This window comes from Roseomonas haemaphysalidis (genome assembly GCF_017355405.1).
Taxonomy (GTDB): Bacteria; Pseudomonadota; Alphaproteobacteria; order Acetobacterales; family Acetobacteraceae; genus Pseudoroseomonas; species Pseudoroseomonas haemaphysalidis.
In genome coordinates, this window is sequence record NZ_CP061177.1 from 1681246 (window position 1) to 1699590 (window position 18345).

At 71.0% G+C, this 18345-nt stretch carries 18 protein-coding genes; 10 read left to right on the top strand and 8 right to left on the bottom strand.

Going from position 1 to position 18345, the window contains the following annotated elements; all coding sequences use genetic code 11:
• Positions 1 to 23: 23 nt before the first annotated feature.
• The 4 genes from IAI59_RS07730 to IAI59_RS07745 all read right to left on the bottom strand — a co-directional run bounded on the left by IAI59_RS07730 (position 24) and on the right by IAI59_RS07745 (position 3696).
• The gene (locus tag IAI59_RS07730; protein WP_207416777.1) at positions 24 to 485 is read right to left on the bottom strand and encodes a cupin domain-containing protein; all 462 of its coding nucleotides are present in this window, start codon (positions 483 to 485) and stop codon (positions 24 to 26) included.
• A 68-nt stretch (positions 486 to 553) separates the two neighbouring features.
• Positions 554 to 1378 carry a sugar phosphate isomerase/epimerase family protein gene (locus tag IAI59_RS07735; RefSeq protein WP_207416776.1) on the bottom strand — a complete coding sequence of 275 codons (825 nt, stop codon included), beginning with the start codon at positions 1376 to 1378 and terminating at the stop codon, positions 554 to 556.
• 117 nt (positions 1379 to 1495) lie between these two features.
• The gene (locus IAI59_RS07740) at positions 1496 to 2803 is read right to left on the bottom strand and encodes an Nramp family divalent metal transporter (RefSeq protein WP_207416775.1); all 1308 of its coding nucleotides are present in this window, start codon (positions 2801 to 2803) and stop codon (positions 1496 to 1498) included.
• A gap of 167 nt (positions 2804 to 2970) precedes the next feature.
• Entirely contained in the window at positions 2971 to 3696 is a 726-nt protein-coding gene (locus IAI59_RS07745) for an orotate phosphoribosyltransferase (RefSeq protein WP_207416774.1), read from the bottom strand.
• Positions 3697 to 3750: 54 nt separating this feature from the next.
• On the opposite strand from IAI59_RS07745, the gene IAI59_RS07750 reads away from it, so the two are divergent.
• Together IAI59_RS07750 and IAI59_RS07755 are read left to right on the top strand one after the other, a co-directional pair.
• The gene (locus IAI59_RS07750) at positions 3751 to 4701 is read left to right on the top strand and encodes a mitochondrial fission ELM1 family protein (RefSeq protein WP_207416773.1); all 951 of its coding nucleotides are present in this window, start codon (positions 3751 to 3753) and stop codon (positions 4699 to 4701) included.
• Positions 4702 to 4748: 47 nt separating this feature from the next.
• Complete coding sequence (locus IAI59_RS07755; RefSeq protein WP_207416772.1) at positions 4749 to 5966, top strand: OprO/OprP family phosphate-selective porin; 1218 nt, start codon at positions 4749 to 4751, stop codon at positions 5964 to 5966.
• Positions 5967 to 5990: 24 nt separating this feature from the next.
• Here the strand turns inward: IAI59_RS07755 and paaI are convergent, their stop codons facing one another.
• Entirely contained in the window at positions 5991 to 6425 is a 435-nt protein-coding gene (gene paaI / locus IAI59_RS07760; protein WP_207416771.1) for a hydroxyphenylacetyl-CoA thioesterase PaaI, read from the bottom strand.
• Between the two features lie 93 nt (positions 6426 to 6518).
• Here paaI and IAI59_RS07765 point away from each other — a divergent pair, with 93 nt between their 5' ends.
• The 6 genes from IAI59_RS07765 (at position 6519) to paaE (ending at position 11128) form a co-directional block, all read left to right on the top strand.
• Positions 6519 to 7385 carry a PaaX family transcriptional regulator C-terminal domain-containing protein gene (locus tag IAI59_RS07765; protein WP_207416770.1) on the top strand — a complete coding sequence of 289 codons (867 nt, stop codon included), beginning with the start codon at positions 6519 to 6521 and terminating at the stop codon, positions 7383 to 7385.
• An 81-nt stretch (positions 7386 to 7466) separates the two neighbouring features.
• The gene (gene paaA, locus IAI59_RS07770; RefSeq protein ID WP_207416769.1) at positions 7467 to 8474 is read left to right on the top strand and encodes a 1,2-phenylacetyl-CoA epoxidase subunit PaaA; all 1008 of its coding nucleotides are present in this window, start codon (positions 7467 to 7469) and stop codon (positions 8472 to 8474) included.
• Complete coding sequence (gene paaB, locus IAI59_RS07775) at positions 8474 to 8761, top strand: 1,2-phenylacetyl-CoA epoxidase subunit PaaB (RefSeq protein ID WP_207416767.1); 288 nt, start codon at positions 8474 to 8476, stop codon at positions 8759 to 8761. Before paaA ends, paaB begins: the two co-directional genes overlap by 1 nt.
• Entirely contained in the window at positions 8761 to 9540 is a 780-nt protein-coding gene (gene paaC, locus IAI59_RS07780) for a 1,2-phenylacetyl-CoA epoxidase subunit PaaC (RefSeq protein WP_207416765.1), read from the top strand. The genes paaB and paaC overlap by 1 nt, the downstream gene beginning before the upstream one ends.
• On the top strand, positions 9540 to 10028 hold the full coding sequence (gene paaD / locus IAI59_RS07785) for a 1,2-phenylacetyl-CoA epoxidase subunit PaaD (protein ID WP_207417076.1): 489 nt from the start codon (positions 9540 to 9542) through the stop codon (positions 10026 to 10028). The genes paaC and paaD overlap by 1 nt, the downstream gene beginning before the upstream one ends.
• 11 nt (positions 10029 to 10039) lie before the next feature.
• Complete coding sequence (gene paaE, locus IAI59_RS07790) at positions 10040 to 11128, top strand: 1,2-phenylacetyl-CoA epoxidase subunit PaaE (RefSeq protein WP_207416763.1); 1089 nt, start codon at positions 10040 to 10042, stop codon at positions 11126 to 11128.
• Between the two features lie 184 nt (positions 11129 to 11312).
• Here paaE and paaK read toward each other — a convergent pair whose 3' ends face one another.
• Complete coding sequence (gene paaK, locus IAI59_RS07795; RefSeq protein ID WP_207416761.1) at positions 11313 to 12602, bottom strand: phenylacetate--CoA ligase PaaK; 1290 nt, start codon at positions 12600 to 12602, stop codon at positions 11313 to 11315.
• A gap of 28 nt (positions 12603 to 12630) precedes the next feature.
• Entirely contained in the window at positions 12631 to 13410 is a 780-nt protein-coding gene (paaG, locus tag IAI59_RS07800) for a 2-(1,2-epoxy-1,2-dihydrophenyl)acetyl-CoA isomerase PaaG (RefSeq protein ID WP_207416760.1), read from the bottom strand.
• 213 nt (positions 13411 to 13623) lie between these two features.
• Here paaG and IAI59_RS07805 point away from each other — a divergent pair, with 213 nt between their 5' ends.
• A complete protein-coding gene (locus IAI59_RS07805) occupies positions 13624 to 15714 on the top strand; it encodes a 3-hydroxyacyl-CoA dehydrogenase NAD-binding domain-containing protein (protein WP_207416759.1) in 2091 nt (696 codons plus the stop codon).
• A 25-nt stretch (positions 15715 to 15739) separates the two neighbouring features.
• Positions 15740 to 17776 (top strand): phenylacetic acid degradation bifunctional protein PaaZ, encoded by a 2037-nt coding sequence (gene paaZ, locus IAI59_RS07810; RefSeq protein WP_207416758.1) that lies wholly within the window; start codon positions 15740 to 15742, stop codon positions 17774 to 17776.
• Here paaZ and IAI59_RS07815 read toward each other — a convergent pair.
• Positions 17773 to 18243 carry an Lrp/AsnC family transcriptional regulator gene (locus tag IAI59_RS07815; RefSeq protein ID WP_207416757.1) on the bottom strand — a complete coding sequence of 157 codons (471 nt, stop codon included), beginning with the start codon at positions 18241 to 18243 and terminating at the stop codon, positions 17773 to 17775. The two genes, paaZ and IAI59_RS07815, sit on opposite strands and share 4 nt — an antisense overlap.
• Positions 18244 to 18345 lie beyond the last annotated feature (102 nt).

Sequence of the window (18345 nt, forward strand, 5' to 3'; positions counted from 1 at the left end):
AATTCATTCCCCCCGGCTTTTCTTCACGGCACCGGCTGCGTATCCCCCGCCCGCTGCGGCGGCAGCTTGATGGCCAGCGCGCGGAACCGCCCGGTGCTGGCGCGCGACCCGGCATGGACGGTGCCGCGCGGGATGATCACCAGGTCCCCCGGCTTCACCTGCTGCTCGGTGTCGCCCAGCCAGAAGGAGCCCTCGCCGGCCAGGATGAGCTGGATCTCGTCGCTGCCGGAATGGGTGTGGCGCAAGACGTTGCCGCTTTGCACGCTGACCGTGCCGTCCGGCGTCGCCGCGAGCAGGCGGGAGCGCAGGTCGGTGCCGGCCACCAGGGGACCGATCTCATCCTCGGTCATGGTGGACAGGTTGACGATGCGGGGTTGCAGCGGCGGCGGCGCGGTCTGCGCGCCGGCGGCGGGAACAAGGTGCTGGGCCAGCAGCCCGGCGGCAAAGGCGGCGGCGAAGCCGGCGCAGGCGAGGGAAAGGCGCATTCCTGGTGGTCCTCCGGTGCGTGTGCTTCCACGCACCGGGGATCATGCGCCCGTGGCCGCGGGCCGCGCTACTGCGCGAGGCCGAGGGCTTCCAGATGGGCGGCGCCCGCGCGCACCAGGGTGTGGTCGCGCAGCTCCAGGATCAGGCGCGGGTTGGAGGACAGCGCGCCAATGGCGGCGAAGACCGGCGCCCAGCGGATAGTGCCCTGGCCGGGCGGCCAGTGGCGGTCGGCGAAGCCGTCGGCGTCCTGCAGGTGAATGTGGCGCAGCGCCTCGCCGGCGGCGCGGATGTAGTAATCCACCGGCGGCGCGCCCAGGCTGCCATGGGCGTAGTGGGCATGGCCGGTATCGACCGAGACGCGCACGGCGTCGCTGTTGAAGGAGGCGGCGAGTGCCACGCGGGCGCGGGGGTCGCGGTCCTCGATGTTCTCCACCACCAGGGTCACGCCCTGCTGCTCGGCGCGGCTGACGACGGGGCGCAGCGTCCGGTGCGTGCGCTCGGTCAGGTCGGCCAGCCCGGTGCGGTCGTTGTCGAGGTTGTTGTGGTCCCAGGCCGTGAAGGGCGAATGGATCACCATCTGGTCCGCGCCCAGCACCGCGCAGGCATCCAGCGCCTGCATCAGGCGGCGGGACACGACGTCGCGGATGTCGGGGTCATGCGAATCCAGCTTGAAGCCCCAGAAGGGGCCATGGATGCCGCGGCGGCCGGTATGGCCGTCCAAAAGGCGGCTGGTGCGCTCGGCCATGCCGCGCCAGTCGCCGGACAGGTCGGCGGCGCTGTGGAAGTCCTGCAGCTCCACGTCGCGCTGCTTGTCCAGCAGCCAGTCGCGGTGCTGGGTGAGGCCGGCGATCTTCAGCGCGGCGCCGAGAACGGGAAGGGAGGTCTGAGGCAAGACACGGCGCTCCGGCCCGGGCGGCGGGGAAAGTCCCGCCTCCGGGTGGGCGCCGTTCTGGCCAGCGCATCTGACGCCGCCATGACGGGGCGGCGAAAGATCCGTGACAGCAGGCCGTCAGCCGAAGAAGAAGTCCTTCAGCAGCATGACGTTCAGCCCGACGATCAGCACCGCGCAACCCCAGCCCAGCGCCATCTGCCACAGCGGCGTCGCCAGCGCGCCCATCCGCTTGCGATCGCCGGCGAAGAGCATCAGCGGGATGACGGCGAAGGGCAGCTGCAGGGACAGCACCACCTGCGACAGCACCAGCAGCTGCGCCGTGCCGCTTTCGCCATACATCCAGGTCACCACCACGGCGGGGACGATGGCGATGCCGCGGGTGATCAGGCGGCGCAGCGCCGGCGGCAGGCGGATGCGCAGGAAGCCTTCCATCACCACCTGCCCGGCCAGCGTGGCGGTGACGGTGGAGTTCAGCCCGCAGGCCAGCAGCGCGATGGCGAAGAGGGTGGGGGCGGCGGTGCCCAGCAGCGGCGCCAGCAGGGCGTGGGCGTCACCGATCTCGGCCACCTCGGTCCGGCCGTTCACGTGGAAGGCGGCGGCGGCGAGGATCAGGATGGAGGAATTGATCAGCAGGGCGAGCACCAGCGCCACCGTGCTGTCGATGGTGGCGAAGCGCACCGCCTCCTGCTTCTCCTGCACCGACTGGCCGGCATCGCGCGACTGCACGATGGCGGTGTGCAGGTACAGGTTGTGCGGCATGACGGTGGCGCCGAGGATGCCCAGCGCCAGGTAGAGCTGCGTGCTGTCCGTGACCACGGAGGCGGCGGGCAGGTAGCCGCGCAGCACGTCGCCCCACACCGGGTCCGCCATCACCAGTTGCGCGACAAAGCAGATGACGATCACGCCGATCAGCGCGATCACGAAGGCTTCCAGCCAGCGCAGGCCCTTGTGCTGCAGCCACAGGATCAGGACGGTGTCCAGCACCGTCAGCAGCACGCCTTCCAGCAGCGGCAAGCCGAACAGGAGCTGCAGGGCGATGGCGGTGCCGATCACCTCGGCCAGGTCGGTCGCCACGATGGCGGATTCCGCCAGCAGCCACAGCGGAAAGGACAGCGCGGGGTGGAAGCGCTCGCGGCACAGCTGCGCCAGGTCGCGCCCGGTGGCGATGCCGAGCCGGGCGCAGACCGCCTGCAGCAGCATGGCCATCAGCGAGGACAGCAGCGCCACGGAAAGCAGCGTGTAGCCGAAGGCCGAGCCGCCGGCGATGGAGGTGGCCCAGTTGCCCGGGTCCATGTAGCCGACGGCCACCATGTAACCCGGCCCGATAAAGGCGAAGAGGCGGCGGAACCAGCTGGCCCCGGCCGGCACGCGCACGCTGCGATGGATCTCGGTCAGGCTGTTCTGCTGCAAGGAAAGGTCACTCACGGGTTGGGTCCCAGGGCGCGGGTGTGCATGGAGGTTTCTCCTGTGCCATCGGCACGCATGTCTTGCCGCGTATTGAGCCTGTAGCCTTGGCTACAATCAAGGCCAAAAATCAGGGCGCCATCCGGAAGGAAGGCGCCCTGCGATGGCCGGACCCGGTTCGTGCGGCCCTAGCCCGCCTTGGCCTTGAAGGCCTCGGCCTCTTCCAGGCTCGACACGCCGCCGCGCTCGCGCGACCAGCTCATCGGGTCTTCCAGGAACTTCCGCACTTCCTTGAGCGCCGGCTCGGAGAAGTAGGGGCGCTCGCGACACACTTCCAGCACGTCCCACCAGGTGGCCAGGTGCAGCAGGTTCAGGTTGATCGCGGCGAGCTTTTCCTGCGCGCCGGGGAAGACGCCGTAGAAGAACACCACGAAGGTATGGTCCACCACCACGCCGGCGTCGCGCATCGCCTGGGCGAAGCGGATCTTGCTGCCGCCGTCGGTGGTCAGGTCTTCCACCAGCAGGGTCTTCTTGCCTTCCGGCACGTCGCCCTCGATCTGCGCGTTCTTGCCGAAGCCCTTGGGCTTCTTGCGCACATAGGACATCGGCGCGCCCATGCGGTCGGCGATCCAGGCGGCGTAGGGGATGCCGGCGGTTTCGCCGCCCGTCACCGCCTCGATGCTTTCGAAGCCGATGTGGCGGTTGATCTTTTCCACCGCCAGGTCGCAGATCCGGGTGCGGGCGCGCGGAAAGGAGATGATCTTGCGGCAGTCGATGTAGACCGGGCTTTTCCAGCCGCTGGTATAGGTGAAGGGCTCGTCCGGGCGGAAGTTGACCGCCTTGATCTCCAGCAGGATACGGGCGGTGGTGAGCGCGGCGTCGCGGTCCCAATCGGAAAGATGCGTGGCGGTCATGGCGGAAAGCTCTCCTTCTGGCGCGGTTCGTAACGCCGCCGCCCGCGCGCGTCCATGACGCAGCGCGCGGTCTGGGTGCTGGCGGACCCGCGCGCCGGCACCGCCGCGCAGGCGCTGGGCATCGCGGAACGGCTGGGGGTGCCCTTCCGCACGCTGCCCCTGGGCTGGGGGCCGCTGGCGCGGGTGCCCTGGCCCTGGCCCACCCTGGCGGGGCTGGACGCGGGCGCGCTGGCGGCGCTGCGGGCGGCGGGGCGGGACACGCCCGGCGGCCCGGGGCTGGTGCTGTCGGCCGGGCGCCGCGCGGCCCCGGTGGCGCTGTGGCTTGGCGCGCGCGGCGCCCGCACCGTGCATTGCATGCGGCCTGGCTTCGGTGCCGCGCGCTTCGATGGGCTGGTGGTGGGGCGGCACGACGCGCCGCGCCCCGCGCCCAACCTGCTGCCGATCCTGGGGGCCACGCACCGCATGTCGCCCGCGCGGCTGGCCGAGGCGCGCGCGGAATGGGCGGAGCTGGGCGCGCTGCCCGGGCCGCGCGTGGCGGTGCTGGTGGGCGGCGCCGTGCGCTCGGAAGGGCTGGACGCGGCCACCGCCGCCGCGCTGCTGCCCGGCGTCCGGCGGCACTTTCCCCACGCCACGCTGCTGGTGTCCACCAGCCGCCGCACCGGGGCGGGGGCCACGGCGCGCATCGCCGCCGCGCTGGACGGCACGCCCCACCGGCTGTTCCGCTGGGGCGACGGCGGAGCCAACCCCTATGCCGGCTTTCTGGCCTGGGCGGATGCCGTGGTGGTCACCGCCGACAGCGTGTCCATGCTGTCGGAAGCCTGCGCCACCGGCGTGCCCGTGCTGGTGGCGGGCCAGGCGCCGGGCCGGCACGCCGCCCTGGCGCGAAGCCTGTTCGATGCGGGCTACGCCGCGCCGCTGGATGCCCCTGCGCTGCCACGGCCGCCGGCGCCGCTGGACGAGAGCGGGCGGGTCGCGGCGTTGCTGCGCGAAAGGGGTTTCGCCTGAGGCTCGGGCGCGGCTATGCGCACCATCCCTGCATCGTGAGAACCGCCGTGACGTTGCGCATCCTGTTTCCCGGCCTGGCGGCCGCGCTGCTGTTCCTGACCCCGGCCGCCCAGGCCTCGCAGGACGGCGAGGCCGCCGTGGAGGGCGTGCGCCTCGGCAGCGCCGTGCTGCGGCCCTATGCCTATGGCCAGTTCGACGTCGGCAACGCCTTCCGCGGCCGGCCCGACTCGCCCGATGGCGGCGTGGAAACCCGCCGCTTCCGCCTGGGCGGCGAGATCGACTTTTCCGACAGCTGGATGGCCAGCCTGATCGGCGACTTCGGCGGGGAAGGTCAGGACGGCCCGCGCCTGGGCACCGCCCGGCTGTACGAGGCGATGGTCGAGTATTCCGGGCTGAAGCCCTTCAAGCTGCGCGCCGGTGCCTTTGAACCGACCCTGACCATGGAGGATTCGCAGAGCTCGGCCTCCACCCTGTTTCTGGAACAGGCGGCGATCGTGACGCTGGCCGGCGCCATCGTGGATGGCGGCCGCACCGGCGTGGAGCTGCAGGCCATCGGCGACCGCTACACCGCGCTGCTCGGCCTGTTCGGCTCCCGCGTCGGCTATGGCGACGACGAGCGCGAGCGGGCGCTGACCGGCCGCCTCGCCGGGCTGGTGGTGCAGCAGGAGAACCTCGCGGTGCATCTGGGCGCCGACGTGCTGTACCGCTTCCGCACGCCGCAGGAGGCCGGGCAGCGGCCGGGCGTCACGCTGTCCACCGCGCCGGAATACACCATCACCCCGGAATCCTATCTGAGCACCGGCTTCATCGAGGCGCGGGGCATGACCTCGGGCGGGCTGGAAGCGGGCGTCGCCAGCGGGCCGCTGTGGCTGTCGGGCGAATGGTACCGCATCAACGTGGACCGCACGGACGGCAAGAACCCGTGGTTCGGCGGCTACTACGCCCAGGCCGCCTGGACGCTGCTGGGCAAGCCGCGCCAGTGGGATTCCAAGGATGGCGCCTGGGGCGCCCCCACCGCGCCGCGCCTGGACCCGGCGCGCGGCGAATGGGGCGCGCTGGAAGTCGGCGCCCGCTTTTCCCACGCCAACCTGCGCTCGGCCGAGATCGACGGCGGGCAGCAGGATGTCTGGTCCGCCAGCTTGGGCTGGTGGCCGGCGGAAAGCCTGCGCGCCCTGCTGCAATACCAGCACGCCCGCGTCACCGGCGGCGAGGACCCGCACCGCTTCCAGGCGGTGACGCTGCGGTTGCAATTCCGGCTGGATTGACCGGGCAGGGGCGGGCGCGGGGCCTTATGGCCCCGGCCTGTTCCCCGCCACCTCGCGCGATTGCCCCTGGAACAGGGCCACCACCTTGCCCGCCGCGTCGGTGACGCGCACCTCGTAGACCCCGCTGCGCCCGGCCTCCGCCACCAGCCGCGCGGCGGCCGTGACGGTTTCGCCCACCTGACCGGGGCGGAGATAGGTGATGGTGCAGGCCTGCCCCACCGTGGGGCGCCCGAAGCTGTTGCAGGCAAAGGCGAAGGCGCTGTCCGCCAGCGCGAACAGAAAGCCGCCGTGGCAGGCGCCGAAGCCGTTGGCCATGCGGGGCTCGATACGCATGGCCAGATCGGCCTCGCCGGGGGCGACGCGGACCAGGCGCAGGCCGAGCCCCTGGCTGGCGGCGTCGGCTTGCCACATCGCCTGGGCGGAGGCCTCGGCGACAGCCTGCGGGTCGGGTTCGGTCATCGGCGGCTCCTGTGCCGGTGAAGGTCACATTCACCGGACGGACGGTCAATGCGGCGGGCTGGCGCGGCGGCGGTGCTCGGCTAGAAAGGCAACATGACCGCGGCCCCGTTGCAGGAGATCCTGCGCCATCTCAACAGCGCGCCGTCGCGCACCTGGTCGCTGGTCATCACCCTGTTCGGCGACGCGGTGGTGCCGCGCGGCGGCGCCATTGGGCTGGCGACGCTGACGGAGATCCTGCGCGCCATGGGCGTGGCGGATGGCGCGGTGCGCACCGCGATGTCGCGCCTGTCGGCCGATGGCTGGCTGGACCGCGCGCGCCAGGGCCGCAACAGCTTCTACCAGCTCGCGGCCAAGGGGGAGGCGGTGTTCGCCGAGGCCGCCGCGCGCATCTATGGCCCGCCGCCGCCGGCGGGTGCCGCCATCCGGCTGCGCCTGGTGCTGGCGGACACGGCGGACGCGCGCGCCGCCCTGCAGCGGGCCGGCTTCGGCACGCCACTGGGCGGCCTGTGGCTGGCGCCCGAGGCATGGCCGGTGCCGCCGGAAGCCGCCGGCGGCGCCATTGTCCTGCTGGCGGAGGCAGCGGACGGGGACGCCGCGCGGCTGGCGGCGCAGTCCTGGCCGCTGCCGGCGCTGGCGGAAAGCTATCGGCATTTCATCGCGGCCTTTGCCCCGCTGGAAGCGTGGCTGGACCAGGGCCATTCCCTGCCGGGGCTTCAGGCGCTGGTGGCCCGGGTGTTGTTGGTCCACGAATACCGCCGGCTGGTGCTGCGCCACCCGCCGCTGCCGCTGGCCCTGCAACCCGCCGAATGGCCCGGCGAGGCGGCGCGGGCGCTGTGCGGGCGGCTTTACCCGGCGCTGCTGCCGGCTTCGGAAGCTTGGCTGGACAGGCATGGGCTGCACGCGGAAGGACCGCTGCCGCCGGCCGGGCCGGGCTTGACAGAGCGTTTCGCGAACCGCTGAAGCGTTACCGAATTTCCTTTAAATCGGCCTGGAATGTTTTATATTCCTCGAAACGGGATCAGATCCCGAGGAGGACCGGCCATGTACACCCAGGCGCTGAACAGCCGCGACGACGCCCCCGCCATCCGCCCGGCGGAGGAGATCGAGCAGGAAGCCCGCTTCCAGGCGCGCGTCGATGCCGAAGAGCGGATCGAGGCCAACGACTGGATGCCGGCCGCCTACCGCAAGACGCTGGTGCGGCAGATCTCGCAGCATGCGCATTCCGAGATCATCGGCATGCTGCCCGAGGGCAACTGGCTGACCCGCGCCCCCAGCCTGCGCCGCAAGGCCGCCCTGCTGGCCAAGGTGCAGGACGAGTGCGGCCACGGCCTGTACCTTTATGCCGCCGCCGAGACGCTGGGCGTTTCGCGGGAAGAGGTGACGGAGCAGCTCTTGTCCGGCCGCGCCAAGTATTCCTCCATCTTCAACTACCCGACGCTGACCTGGGCGGATATCGGCGCCATCGGCTGGCTGGTGGATGGCGCGGCGATCATGAACCAGATCCCGCTGTGCCGCTGCTCCTACGGCCCTTATGCGCGCGCGATGATCCGCGTGTGCAAGGAGGAAAGCTTCCATCAGCGCCAGGGCTTCGAGATCATGCTGACGCTGTGCCGCGGCACGCCGGAGCAGAAGGCGATGGCGCAGGACGCGCTGAACCGCTGGTGGTGGCAGTGCCTGATGATGTTCGGCCCGCCGGACAGCGCCAGCCAGCATTCCGACCAGTCCACCCGCTGGAAGATCAAGCGCTTCTCCAACGACGAGCTGCGCCAGAAGTTCGTGGATGCCACGGTGCCGCAGGCGCAGTTCCTGGGCCTGACGCTGCCCGACCCCGAGCTGCGCTTCGTGCCGAACGCGGAGGGCGAGGGCGGCCACTGGCACTACGGCGCCATCGACTGGGACGAGTTCAGGCAGGTGCTGGCCGGCAACGGCCCCTGCAACCGTGACCGTCTGGCCACCCGCAACAAGGCGCATGACGAGGGCGAGTGGGTGCGCGAGGCCGCCATGGCCCACGCCGCCAAGCGCCAGGCCCGAGAGAAGGAGGCCGCGTGATGAGCAAGACCGTCACGCCGCTCTGGGAAGTCTTCATCCGCAGCCGCAACGGCATGGCGCACAAGCATGTCGGCTCGCTGCACGCGGCGGACAGCACGCTCGCGCTGCAGGCGGCGCGCGACATCTATACGCGGCGCGGCGAGGGGCTGTCGGTCTGGGTGGTGCCGTCCTCCGCCATCACCGCCTCCGACCCCGGCGACAAGGGCATGATGTTCGAGCCGGCGGAAAGCAAGATCTACCGCCACCCGACCTTCTACGACGTGCCGGACGAAGTGGGGCACATGTGATGGCCGCCACCACCAACATCCGCGTCACGGAAACGCCGCTGGTGCTCTACGCCCTGCGCCGCGCCGACGACGCGCTGGTGCTGGGCCACCGCCTGTCCGAATGGTGCGGCCGCGGGCCGGCGCTGGAGGAGGACATGGCACTGGCCAACATCGGGCTGGACCTGCTGGGCCAAGCCCGCTCGCTCTACGCCTATGCCGCCGAGGTCGAGGCCGCCGGCCACGACGAGGACGGCTACGCCTATCTCCGCGAGGCGCCGCAATACCGCAACCTCTTGCTGGCCGAGCTGCCGAACGGCGACTTCGCCCGCACCATCCTGCGCCAGTTCCTGTATGCCGCCTTCGCGGACCCGTACTGGCGGGCGATGATGCGCTCCACCGACCCGACGCTCGCCGCCGTCGCCGCCAAGTCGGAGAAGGAAACCGCCTACCACCTGCGGCACACCGCCGAATGGGTGATCCGCCTGGGCGACGGCACCGGGGAAAGCCACCGCCGCATCGCGCAGGCGCTGGATGATCTCTGGCCCTATACCGGCGAGATGTTCGAGGCCGATGCCGCCGAGCATGCGCTGGTCGAGAGCGGCGCCGTGCTGGACCCGGCCGCTTTCCGCGCGGAATGGGAGCGCACGGTCGCGGACGTCCTGTCCCAGGCGACGCTGGCGGTGCCGCCTTCGGGCTGGATGCAGAAGGGCGGCCGCACCGGGCGGCACAGCGAGCACCTGGGCCACCTGCTGGCCGAGATGCAGTCCGTCGCCCGCGCGCATCCCGGCGCCACCTGGTGATGGAGGACGCGGCGCTGCGCCAACGCGCCATCGAGGCCGCGAGCACGGTGGTGGACCCGGAGATTCCGGTGCTGACCATCGCCGACCTCGGCGTGCTGCGGGCAGTGGTGGTGGATGGCGGGCGTGTGCGCGTCGACATCACGCCCACCTATTCCGGCTGCCCGGCGATGAACATGATCGCGGTCGAGATCGATCTGGCACTCGCCCGCGCTGGCATCGACGGTGCCGAGGTCCGCACCGTGCTGTCCCCCGCCTGGACCACCGACTGGATGACCGAGGACGGCCGCCGCAAGCTGCGCGACTACGGCGTGGCACCACCGCAGAAGGGGCAGGGGCGGCGCGCGCTGTTCGGCCGTGACACGGTGGAATGTCCGCAATGCGGCTCCACCGACACCACGCAGTTGGCCGAGTTCGGCTCCACCTCCTGCAAGGCGTTGTGGCGCTGCGAGACGTGCCGCGAGCCCTTCGACTACTTCAAATGTCACTGACGGAGGCTGGCATGTCCGCCACGGCACCGCGCTTTCACCGCCTCCGCATCGCTGACCTGAAGCGGGAAACGCCGGAAGCCGTTTCCATCGCCTTTGCCGTGCCGGACGAGATGCGCGGCGCCTATGCCTTCGCCCCCGGCCAGTACCTGACGCTGCGCGCCACGCTGGACGGCGAGGACCTGCGCCGTTCCTATTCCATCTGTTCCGGCCCCGACGACGGCGAGCTGCGCATCGCGGTCAAGCAGGTGGAAGGCGGCACCTTCTCCACCTGGGCCAACACGGCGCTGCACGCCGGCGACGAGCTGGAGGTGATGACCCCCACCGGCCGCTTCGGCATCGCCCACGCGCCGGCCGAGGCGCGCACGCATGTCGGCTTCGCCGCCGGCTCCGGCATCACGCCCATCCTGTCCATCGCCCGCGGCATCCTGGCGCGCGAGCCAAACAGCCGCTTCTTCCTGTTCTACGGCAACCGCAACCCGCGCGAGATGCTGTTCCGCGAGCAGCTGGAGGAGCTGAAGGACCGCTTCCTCGGCCGCTTCGCGGTGTTCCACGTGCTGTCGCAGGAGGAACAGGACATCCCCATCCTGAACGGCCGCCTGGACGGCGAGAAGGTGCGCGTGCTGCTGCGCCACATGGTGCCGGCCGAACAGGTGGACCATGTCTTCGTCTGCGGCCCCACCGGCATGAGCGAGGAGATCGAGGCCACGCTGCGCGCGATCGGCGTGCCGGACGAGCGCGTGCATATCGAGCGCTTCGTTTCGGCGCTCGGCGGCAGGCCGCGTCCGAAGCCGGTGCCGGACGCCGCGCGAGCTGAGGCGGCGCACCGCGTCGCTTCCCTGATCGTCGACGGCAACCGGCGCGACGTGCCGGTGGCGGAAGGCGAGGCCATCCTGGACGCCGCGCTGCGCGCCGGGCTGGACCTGCCCTATGCCTGCAAGGGCGGCATGTGCAGCACCTGCCGCGCCAAGGTGGTGGAAGGCACGGTGGAGATGGACGTGAACTACTCTCTGGAGCCCTGGGAAACCCGGGCCGGCTTCGTGCTGACCTGCCAGGCGCACCCGACGAGCGAGCGGGTGGTGATCGACTACGACCAGATGTGAGGAAAGGCCGGGGGAAGGAATTCCCCCGGGCCCCCATCTTTTTTCTGCCATTTGGCGCTGCCGGCGCCGGGGGCGCCTGTGGCAGTTTCACATGGCCGCGCGCGGGGCGGCCTTTCCCCTCCCGCATGCAAACTCGGGAAAAGAAAAGAAGGGGCCCGGAGAATTCCTTCCCCGGCCTTGCTTCCTACCGTTCCCGCTTGTCGATCACCCGCCGCATCTTGCCCAGCGAGCGTTCCACGCCCCCCGGCTGCTCGATCACCACGGTGGTCGTCACGCCGATGGTGTTCTTGATCTGCTCGACCAGCGCCTTCGCATCCGCGAGCAGCCCTTCGCCGTCCCACAGCCCCGGGCGGCATTCGGCGTGGATGGCCATGCAGTCCATCCGCCCCTGCGTGGACAGGCGGATCTGGAAGTGGCCGCTGCACCAGTCCTGCGCCAGCAGGGCTTCCTCCACCTGGGAGGGAAAGATGTTGACCCCGCGCAGGATGATCATGTCGTCGGACCGGCCGGTGACCTTTTCCATGCGCCGCATGCCGGGGCGGGCGGTGCCGGGCAGCAGCCGCGTCAGGTCCCGCGTGCGGTAGCGGATGACGGGCTGTCCTTCCTTTGTCAGCGTGGTGAAGACCAGCTCGCCCTTGTCCCCATCCGGCAGCACGGCGCCGGTGTCGGGGTCGATCACTTCGGGGAAGAAGTGGTCTTCCCAGATGTGCAGGCCGTCCTTGGTGTCCACGCATTCCTGCGCCACGCCCGGGCCCATGACTTCCGAAAGCCCGTAGATGTCGACGGCCTGCATGTCGAAGGCCTGTTCGATCTCGGCGCGCATGGCATTGGTCCAGGGCTCGGCGCCGAAGATGCCGATTTTGAGCGAGGACTGGCGCGGGTCCAGCCCCTGGCGGCGGAACTCGTCGAGGATGGCCAGCATGTAGGAGGGCGTGACCATGATGATCTCGGGCCGGAAGTCGTGGATCAGCTGCACCTGCCGCTCGGTCATGCCCCCCGACATCGGGATCACGGTGCAGCCCAGCTTTTCCGCGCCGTAATGCGCGCCGAGGCCGCCGGTGAACAGCCCGTAGCCATAGGCGTTGTGCAGCTTCATGCCGGGCCGGCCGCCGGCGGCGTAGATGCTGCGGGCCATCAGGTCCGCCCAGCAGTCGATGTCGCCCTGGGTGTAGCCGACGACGATGGGCTTGCCCGTGGTGCCGGAGGAGCCGTGGATGCGGGCAATCCGTTCCTGCGGCACCGCCAGCAGGCCGAAGGGGTAGTTGTCGCGCAGGTCCGCCTTGGTGGTGAAGGGGAACTTCGCGATGTCCTCCAGCACCTTGAAGTCGTCCGGATGCACGCCGGCGGCATCGAAGCTGCGGCGGTAGTGGGCGACGTTGCCATAGGCGTGGCGCAGGATCTTCGCCATGCGTTCCGTTTGCAGGGCGCGGATCTCGTCGCGCGGGGCCATCTCGATGGCGGTGGGGCGCGGCATGGTCGGGCTCATTGCTTGGATGTCTCCCTCAGCCGAAGCGGGGCGCGCGCTTTTCCAGAAAGGCGCGCACGCCTTCCGCATAGTCCGGTGCCGCGCCGGCCTCGCGCTGCAGGTCGCGCTCGGTGTCGAGCTGCGCGTCCAGCGACTGCGTGGCGCCGGCGTCCAGCGCCCGCTTGATGCGGGCGAGACCGGCGGTGGACTGCGCGGCCAGGCGGGCGGCGAGGTTCTCGGCTTCCAGCGTCAGCCGGTCGTCCTCCACCGCCTTCCAGATCATGCCCCATTCGGCGGCGGTGCTGGCGGGCAGGGGCTCGGCGGTCAGCATCAGCGCGCGGGCGCGGGCCTCGCCGATCAGCCGCGGCAGCAGCCAGGTGCCGCCGGAGTCCGGCACCAGCGCGATCTTGCTGAAGGACTGGATGAAGCGCGCCGACTGCGCGGCCAGCACGATGTCGCAGGCAATGGCGATGTTGGCGCCGGCCCCGGCGGCCACGCCGTTGACGGCGCAGACCACGGGCTTGGGCAGGCTGCGGATCTGGCGGATCAGCGGGTTGTAGAAGCGCTCCAGCGTGTTGCCGAGGTCGGGGGGCGGGCCCTCCCCGGGGCGGCGGTCGCCCAGGTCCTGCCCAGCGCAGAAGCCGCGTCCCTCGCCGGTCAGCAGCACGGCGCGGCAGTCGGCGGCCGTGGCGGCATCCTCCAGCGCGGCCCGCAGCGCCTGATGCAGCGCTTCGTTGAAGGCGTTCAGCTTGTCCGGCCGGTTCAAGACCAGCTTGCGCCAGCCGTCGCGCTGCTCCACGCGCAGGACCTGTTCCATCGCGCTTCCTTCCCTGTGTTTCGCCGGACCATGGATGGTCTCTTGCCAGAGCCGCAAGCGGCCTTGCGTTATTCCTTGCATTAACCGTCCGGACGGTCAAAGAATTTCAGGTGTCGTCGGACAGCACCGTCCGGGACGTGGGGAGGGGGCCTGGCTTGGCCCGCCGGAAAAAAGACCATAAAGCTGGCCTAAACCCGGCTGGAGAACGCCCGCATGAGCCAGAACGACACTGCCGTTTCCGTCACCCGCCAGGGCGGCGTGGCCCTGGTGCGGATCGACCACGCGCCGGTGAATGCCCTGTCCGGCCCGGTGCGGCGCGGCCTGCTGGCGGCGGCGCGGGCCCTGGCGGCGGATGCGGCGGTCGCGGCGGTGGTGATACACGGCGGCCCGGGCCGCTTCATCGCCGGCGCCGACATCAAGGAAATGGACCTGCCGCTGGACGAGCCGGTGCTGCCGGAGGTGATCGCCGCCATCGAGGCGATCCCGCAACCGGTGGTCGCCGCCATCGACGGCGCGGCGCTCGGCGGCGGGCTGGAAATTGCCATGGCCTGCGACCTGCGGCTGGCAGCACCCAAGGCCAGCGTCGGGCTGGTGGAAACGCGTCTCGGCATCATCCCCGGCTCTGGCGGCACGCAGCGGCTGCCGCGCCTGGTCGGCACCGCCAAGGCGATCGAGCTGATCGGCCAGGCCCGCGTGCTCCGCGCGCCGGAGGCCGTGGCGCTGGGCATCCTGGACGCGGTGGTGGAGGGCGACCTGCTGGCCGAGGCGGTGCGGCAGGCGCCGTCCACCGCCAAGCGCGTCGTGTCGCGCCTGCCGGTGCCGCCGGGCGACGCGGCGGCCGAGGATGCGGCGGCGCATGCCGCGCTCAAGGCGGGCCGCGGCGTGCCCGCCATCGCCGCCGCCGTGACGCTGCTGCGCGAAACAGCCAGCATGGATTTCGCCCCCGGCTTGGCGCGGGAGCGCGCGGTGTTCCTGCCGTTGCGCGCCAGCGACGAGGCCGCCGCGCTGCGCCACCTGTTCCTGGCCGAGCGCGAGGCCGCACGCGTGCCAGGGCTGGAAGGCGTGGCGCCACGCGCCGTGGCGGCGGTGGGCGTGATCGGCGGCGGCACCATGGGCAGCGGCATCGCCATGGCGGTGGCCGATGCCGGGCTGCCGGTGGTGGTGATCGAGCGTGATGCGCAAGCCGCCGAAGCCTGCGGCACGCGGCTGCGCGAGGCCTACGATGCCCAGGCCGCCCGCGGCCGGCTGGGCGCGGCCGAGGCCGCCGCGCGCGCCGCCCGCATCCGCCCCACCGACGACTGGTCCGCCCTGGCCGATGCCGACCTGATCATCGAGGCCGCCTTCGAGGATATGTCGGTCAAGGAGGATATCTTCCGCCGGCTGGACGGCGTGGCCAAGCACGGGGCGGTGATGGCCACCAACACCTCCTACCTCGACCCCGACGCCATCGCCGCCTTCACCAGCCGGCCGCGCGACGTGCTGGGGCTGCATTTCTTCGCCCCCGCCAATGTCATGAAGCTGCTGGAAGTGGTGCATGCCGCAGACACGGCGCCGGCGGTGCTGGCCACCGGCATCGCCTTCGGCAAGAAGCTCGGCAAGCTGCCGGTGGTGTCGCGCGTGTGCGAGGGCTTCATCGGCAACCGCATCTACGCCGCCTATCGCCGCCACGCGGAATACCTGGTGATGGACGGCGCCAGCCCGGAGCAGGTGGACGCGGCCCTGCGCGACTACGGCTTCGCCATGGGACTCTTCGCGGTGGGCGACATGTCGGGGCTGGATATTGCCTGGGCCATGCGCAAGCGCCGCGCCGCCACGCGCGACCCGGCGGAACGCTACGTCGCCATCGCCGACCGGTTGTGCGAGGACGGGCGGCTGGGCCGCAAGACCGGGGCCGGCTGGTACAGCTACGCCGACGGCAAGGCCGCGCCCGACCCGGCGGTGGAGGCCATCGTCGCCGCCGAACGCCGCGCCGCCGGCGTCACGCCGCGCGCGTTCACAACAGAGCAGATCCAGCACCGGCTGCTGGCCGTCATGGCCAACGAGGGTGCGAAGATCCTGGAGGAAGGCATCGCGCTGCGGCCTTCCGACATCGACCTCGTGTTCACCAATGGCTACGGCTTCCCGCGCCTCAAGGGTGGGCCGATGTTCGCCGCCGACCGCCAGGGGCTCGGCGCCGTGCTGGCGGAGGCGGAAGCCGCCCATGCGGCCGGCGGCGCGGGCTCCGAGCCCGCCACGCTGCTGCGCGAGCTGACCGGTGATGGCACGACCTTCAAGCAATGGCAGCGCGGGCGCGCGCCCGGCTGACCGCGACAGACAGGATGGAACGCCCATGGCCCTGACACTGCAAAGCTTCGCCGAAGGCCATTGGGTGCCCGCCGGGGCGGACGCCGTGGACATCCCCAGCGCGGTGGACGGGCGCGTGGTGGCCACCGCCTCCTCCACCGGGCTGGACTTCGCGGCCATGGCGCGCTTTGCCCGCATGGTGGGCGGCCCGGCGTTGCGGGCCATGACCTTTCACCAGCGCGCCGAGCTGTTGAAGCGTCTGGCGGTGCATCTGACCGAGCGCAAGGAAGCGCTCTACGAGCTGTCCTTCGACACGGGTGCCACGCGGCGCGACAGCTGGATCGACATCGATGGCGGCATCGGCACGCTGTTCGCCTATGCCTCGCGTGGGCGCAAGGAGCTGCCGAGCGAGCGCTTCATCCTGGACGGGGCCTTCGAGCCGCTGTCGCGGCAGGGCAGCTTCGTCGGTGCGCATATCCTGTCGCCGCTGCACGGCGTGGCGGTGCACGTCAACGCCTTCAACTTTCCCTGCTGGGGACTGCTGGAAAAGCTGGCGCCCGCGCTGCTGGCCGGCATGCCGGTGATCAGCAAGCCCGCGACCTCGACCGCCTATGTGGCGCATGCGATGGTGGCGATGATCGTGGAATCCGGCATCCTGCCGCCCGGCGCGCTGCAATTCGTGGCGGGTTCCACCGGCGACCTGCTGGACCACCTGACGGGGCAGGACGTGGTGTCCTTCACCGGCTCCGCCGCCACCTCCGGCAAGCTGCGCGACCACCCTGCGGTGTCGCGCAACGCGGTGCGCTTCATCGCCGAGCGGGATTCGCTGAACGCCGCCATCCTGGGTTCCGACGCGGCGCCGGAAAGCCCGGAGTTCGACCTCTTCGTCAAGGAAGTGGCGCGGGAGATGACCGCCAAGGCCGGGCAGAAATGCACCGCCATCCGCCGCGTGATCGTGCCGCGCGCCCAGGTGCAGGCGGTGCGCGACGCGCTGGCCGCCCGGCTGGCCCGGCAGCGCATCGGCAATCCGCGTGACGAGGCGGTGACCATGGGCCCGCTGTCCAGCCAGGGCCAGCGGCGCGACGTGCGCGCCCAGGTGGCGGAGCTGGCGCGGGACGCGGAGATCGTCTTCGGCGACCCCGCGCGGGTGGAGGTGTCCGGTGCCAATGCCGAGCGCGGCGCCTTTCTCTCCCCCCTGCTGCTGCATTGCGCCGATCCGATCCGGGCCGAGCGGGTGCATCACGTCGAGGCCTTCGGGCCCGTCGCGACGTTGTTGCCTTATGACGACCTGGATCAGGCCGTCATGCTGGCGCAGCGTGGCGAGGGCAGCTTGGTCGCCTCGGCCTTTTCCTACGACCCGGCGGTGACGGAACAGCTGGTGATGGGCCTCGCGCCGTTTCACGGCCGGCTGTACCTGCTGGACCGCGACAGCGCCAAGGAAGGCACGGGCCACGGCTCCCCCCTGCCGGCGCTGGTGCATGGCGGCCCGGGGCGCGCCGGCGGGGGCGAGGAGATGGGCGGCATGCGTGGCGTGCACCATTACCTGCAGCGCACGGCCTTGCAGGGCTCGCCCGCCAAGCTTTCGGCGCTGACCCGCCAATGGGGTGCAGGGGCGCCGACCCGCACGGACGGCCCGCACCCCTTCCGCCGCTCCTTCGACGAGCTGGCCATCGGCGATACGGTGGAAACGCCTTCGCGCGTCATCACCCTCGGCGACATCGAGCATTTCGCGCACTTCACCGGCGACACCTTCTACGCCCACATGGACGAGGAGGCTGCCAAGGCGAACCCCTTCTTTCCCGGCCGCGTGGCGCATGGCTACCTGATCCTGTCCTTTGCCGCCGGGCTGTTCGTGGACCCCGCGCCGGGGCCACTGCTGGCCAATTACGGGCTGGAGCGGCTGCGCTTCCTAAAGCCCGTCTCGCCGGGCGACAGCATCCGCGTGCGGCTGACGGTTAAGGCCAAGCGCCTCGGCCGCCTGCCGGAATACGGCGAGGTGCGCTGGGACGCCGAGGTCTTCAACCAGCACGACGAGACGGTGGCGCAATACGACGTGCTGACCATGAGCGCGCGTGCCCCCTAGAGCGGCAGCGCCGTCACGTTCTTGATCTCGCGCAGCGCGAAGTGCGAAGAGATGTGCTGGATGGCGGGATTGGTGAACACCGCTTCCTGCAGGAAGCGCTCGTAATGCGCGGCGTCGCGCACCACGGCGCGGATGATGTAGTCGGCGCTGCCGGTCATCGAGAAGCATTGCAGCACTTCGGGCCGCTCCAGGATGGCGCGCTCGAAGTCGCGCATCGCCTCGCGCTGGTGCTTGATCAGCGTGACATTGGCGAAGACCGTCTGGCCGAAGCCGAGCTTGGCGGCGTCCAGCCGCGCCACGTAGTCCAGCACCAGCCCGGCATCCTGCATCGCCTTGATCCGCCGCCAGGTGGGCGAGGCGGACAGGCCGATGGAATCGGCGATCTCCTGCACGCTCAGCCGCGCGTTCTTTTGCAGCGCCACCAGAATGGCACGCTCGAAGCCGTCCAGTTCGACGGGTTGGGACATGCGGGCTTTCCTTCCACCGCGCGGCGGCATGATCGACCCCGAAAGGGCTGGTTGTGGAAATATCATGCCCCGATTGCCGCCGCGCCAGCTAAAACAGGCACG

Coding starts and splice junctions, on each gene's coding strand:
- IAI59_RS07730 (WP_207416777.1), bottom strand. CDS start 485: ATGCGCCTTTCCCTCGCCTGCGCCGGCTTCGCCGCCGCCTTTGCCGCC.
- IAI59_RS07745 (WP_207416774.1), bottom strand. CDS start 3,696: ATGACCGCCACGCATCTTTCCGATTGGGACCGCGACGCCGCGCTCACC.
- IAI59_RS07750 (WP_207416773.1), top strand. CDS start 3,751: ATGACGCAGCGCGCGGTCTGGGTGCTGGCGGACCCGCGCGCCGGCACC.
- paaI (WP_207416771.1), bottom strand. CDS start 6,425: ATGACCGAACCCGACCCGCAGGCTGTCGCCGAGGCCTCCGCCCAGGCG.
- IAI59_RS07765 (WP_207416770.1), top strand. CDS start 6,519: ATGACCGCGGCCCCGTTGCAGGAGATCCTGCGCCATCTCAACAGCGCG.
- paaA (WP_207416769.1), top strand. CDS start 7,467: ATGTACACCCAGGCGCTGAACAGCCGCGACGACGCCCCCGCCATCCGC.
- paaB (WP_207416767.1), top strand. CDS start 8,474: ATGAGCAAGACCGTCACGCCGCTCTGGGAAGTCTTCATCCGCAGCCGC.
- paaC (WP_207416765.1), top strand. CDS start 8,761: ATGGCCGCCACCACCAACATCCGCGTCACGGAAACGCCGCTGGTGCTC.
- paaD (WP_207417076.1), top strand. CDS start 9,540: ATGGAGGACGCGGCGCTGCGCCAACGCGCCATCGAGGCCGCGAGCACG.
- paaE (WP_207416763.1), top strand. CDS start 10,040: ATGTCCGCCACGGCACCGCGCTTTCACCGCCTCCGCATCGCTGACCTG.
- paaK (WP_207416761.1), bottom strand. CDS start 12,602: ATGCCGCGCCCCACCGCCATCGAGATGGCCCCGCGCGACGAGATCCGC.
- paaG (WP_207416760.1), bottom strand. CDS start 13,410: ATGGAACAGGTCCTGCGCGTGGAGCAGCGCGACGGCTGGCGCAAGCTG.
- IAI59_RS07805 (WP_207416759.1), top strand. CDS start 13,624: ATGAGCCAGAACGACACTGCCGTTTCCGTCACCCGCCAGGGCGGCGTG.
- paaZ (WP_207416758.1), top strand. CDS start 15,740: ATGGCCCTGACACTGCAAAGCTTCGCCGAAGGCCATTGGGTGCCCGCC.
- IAI59_RS07815 (WP_207416757.1), bottom strand. CDS start 18,243: ATGTCCCAACCCGTCGAACTGGACGGCTTCGAGCGTGCCATTCTGGTG.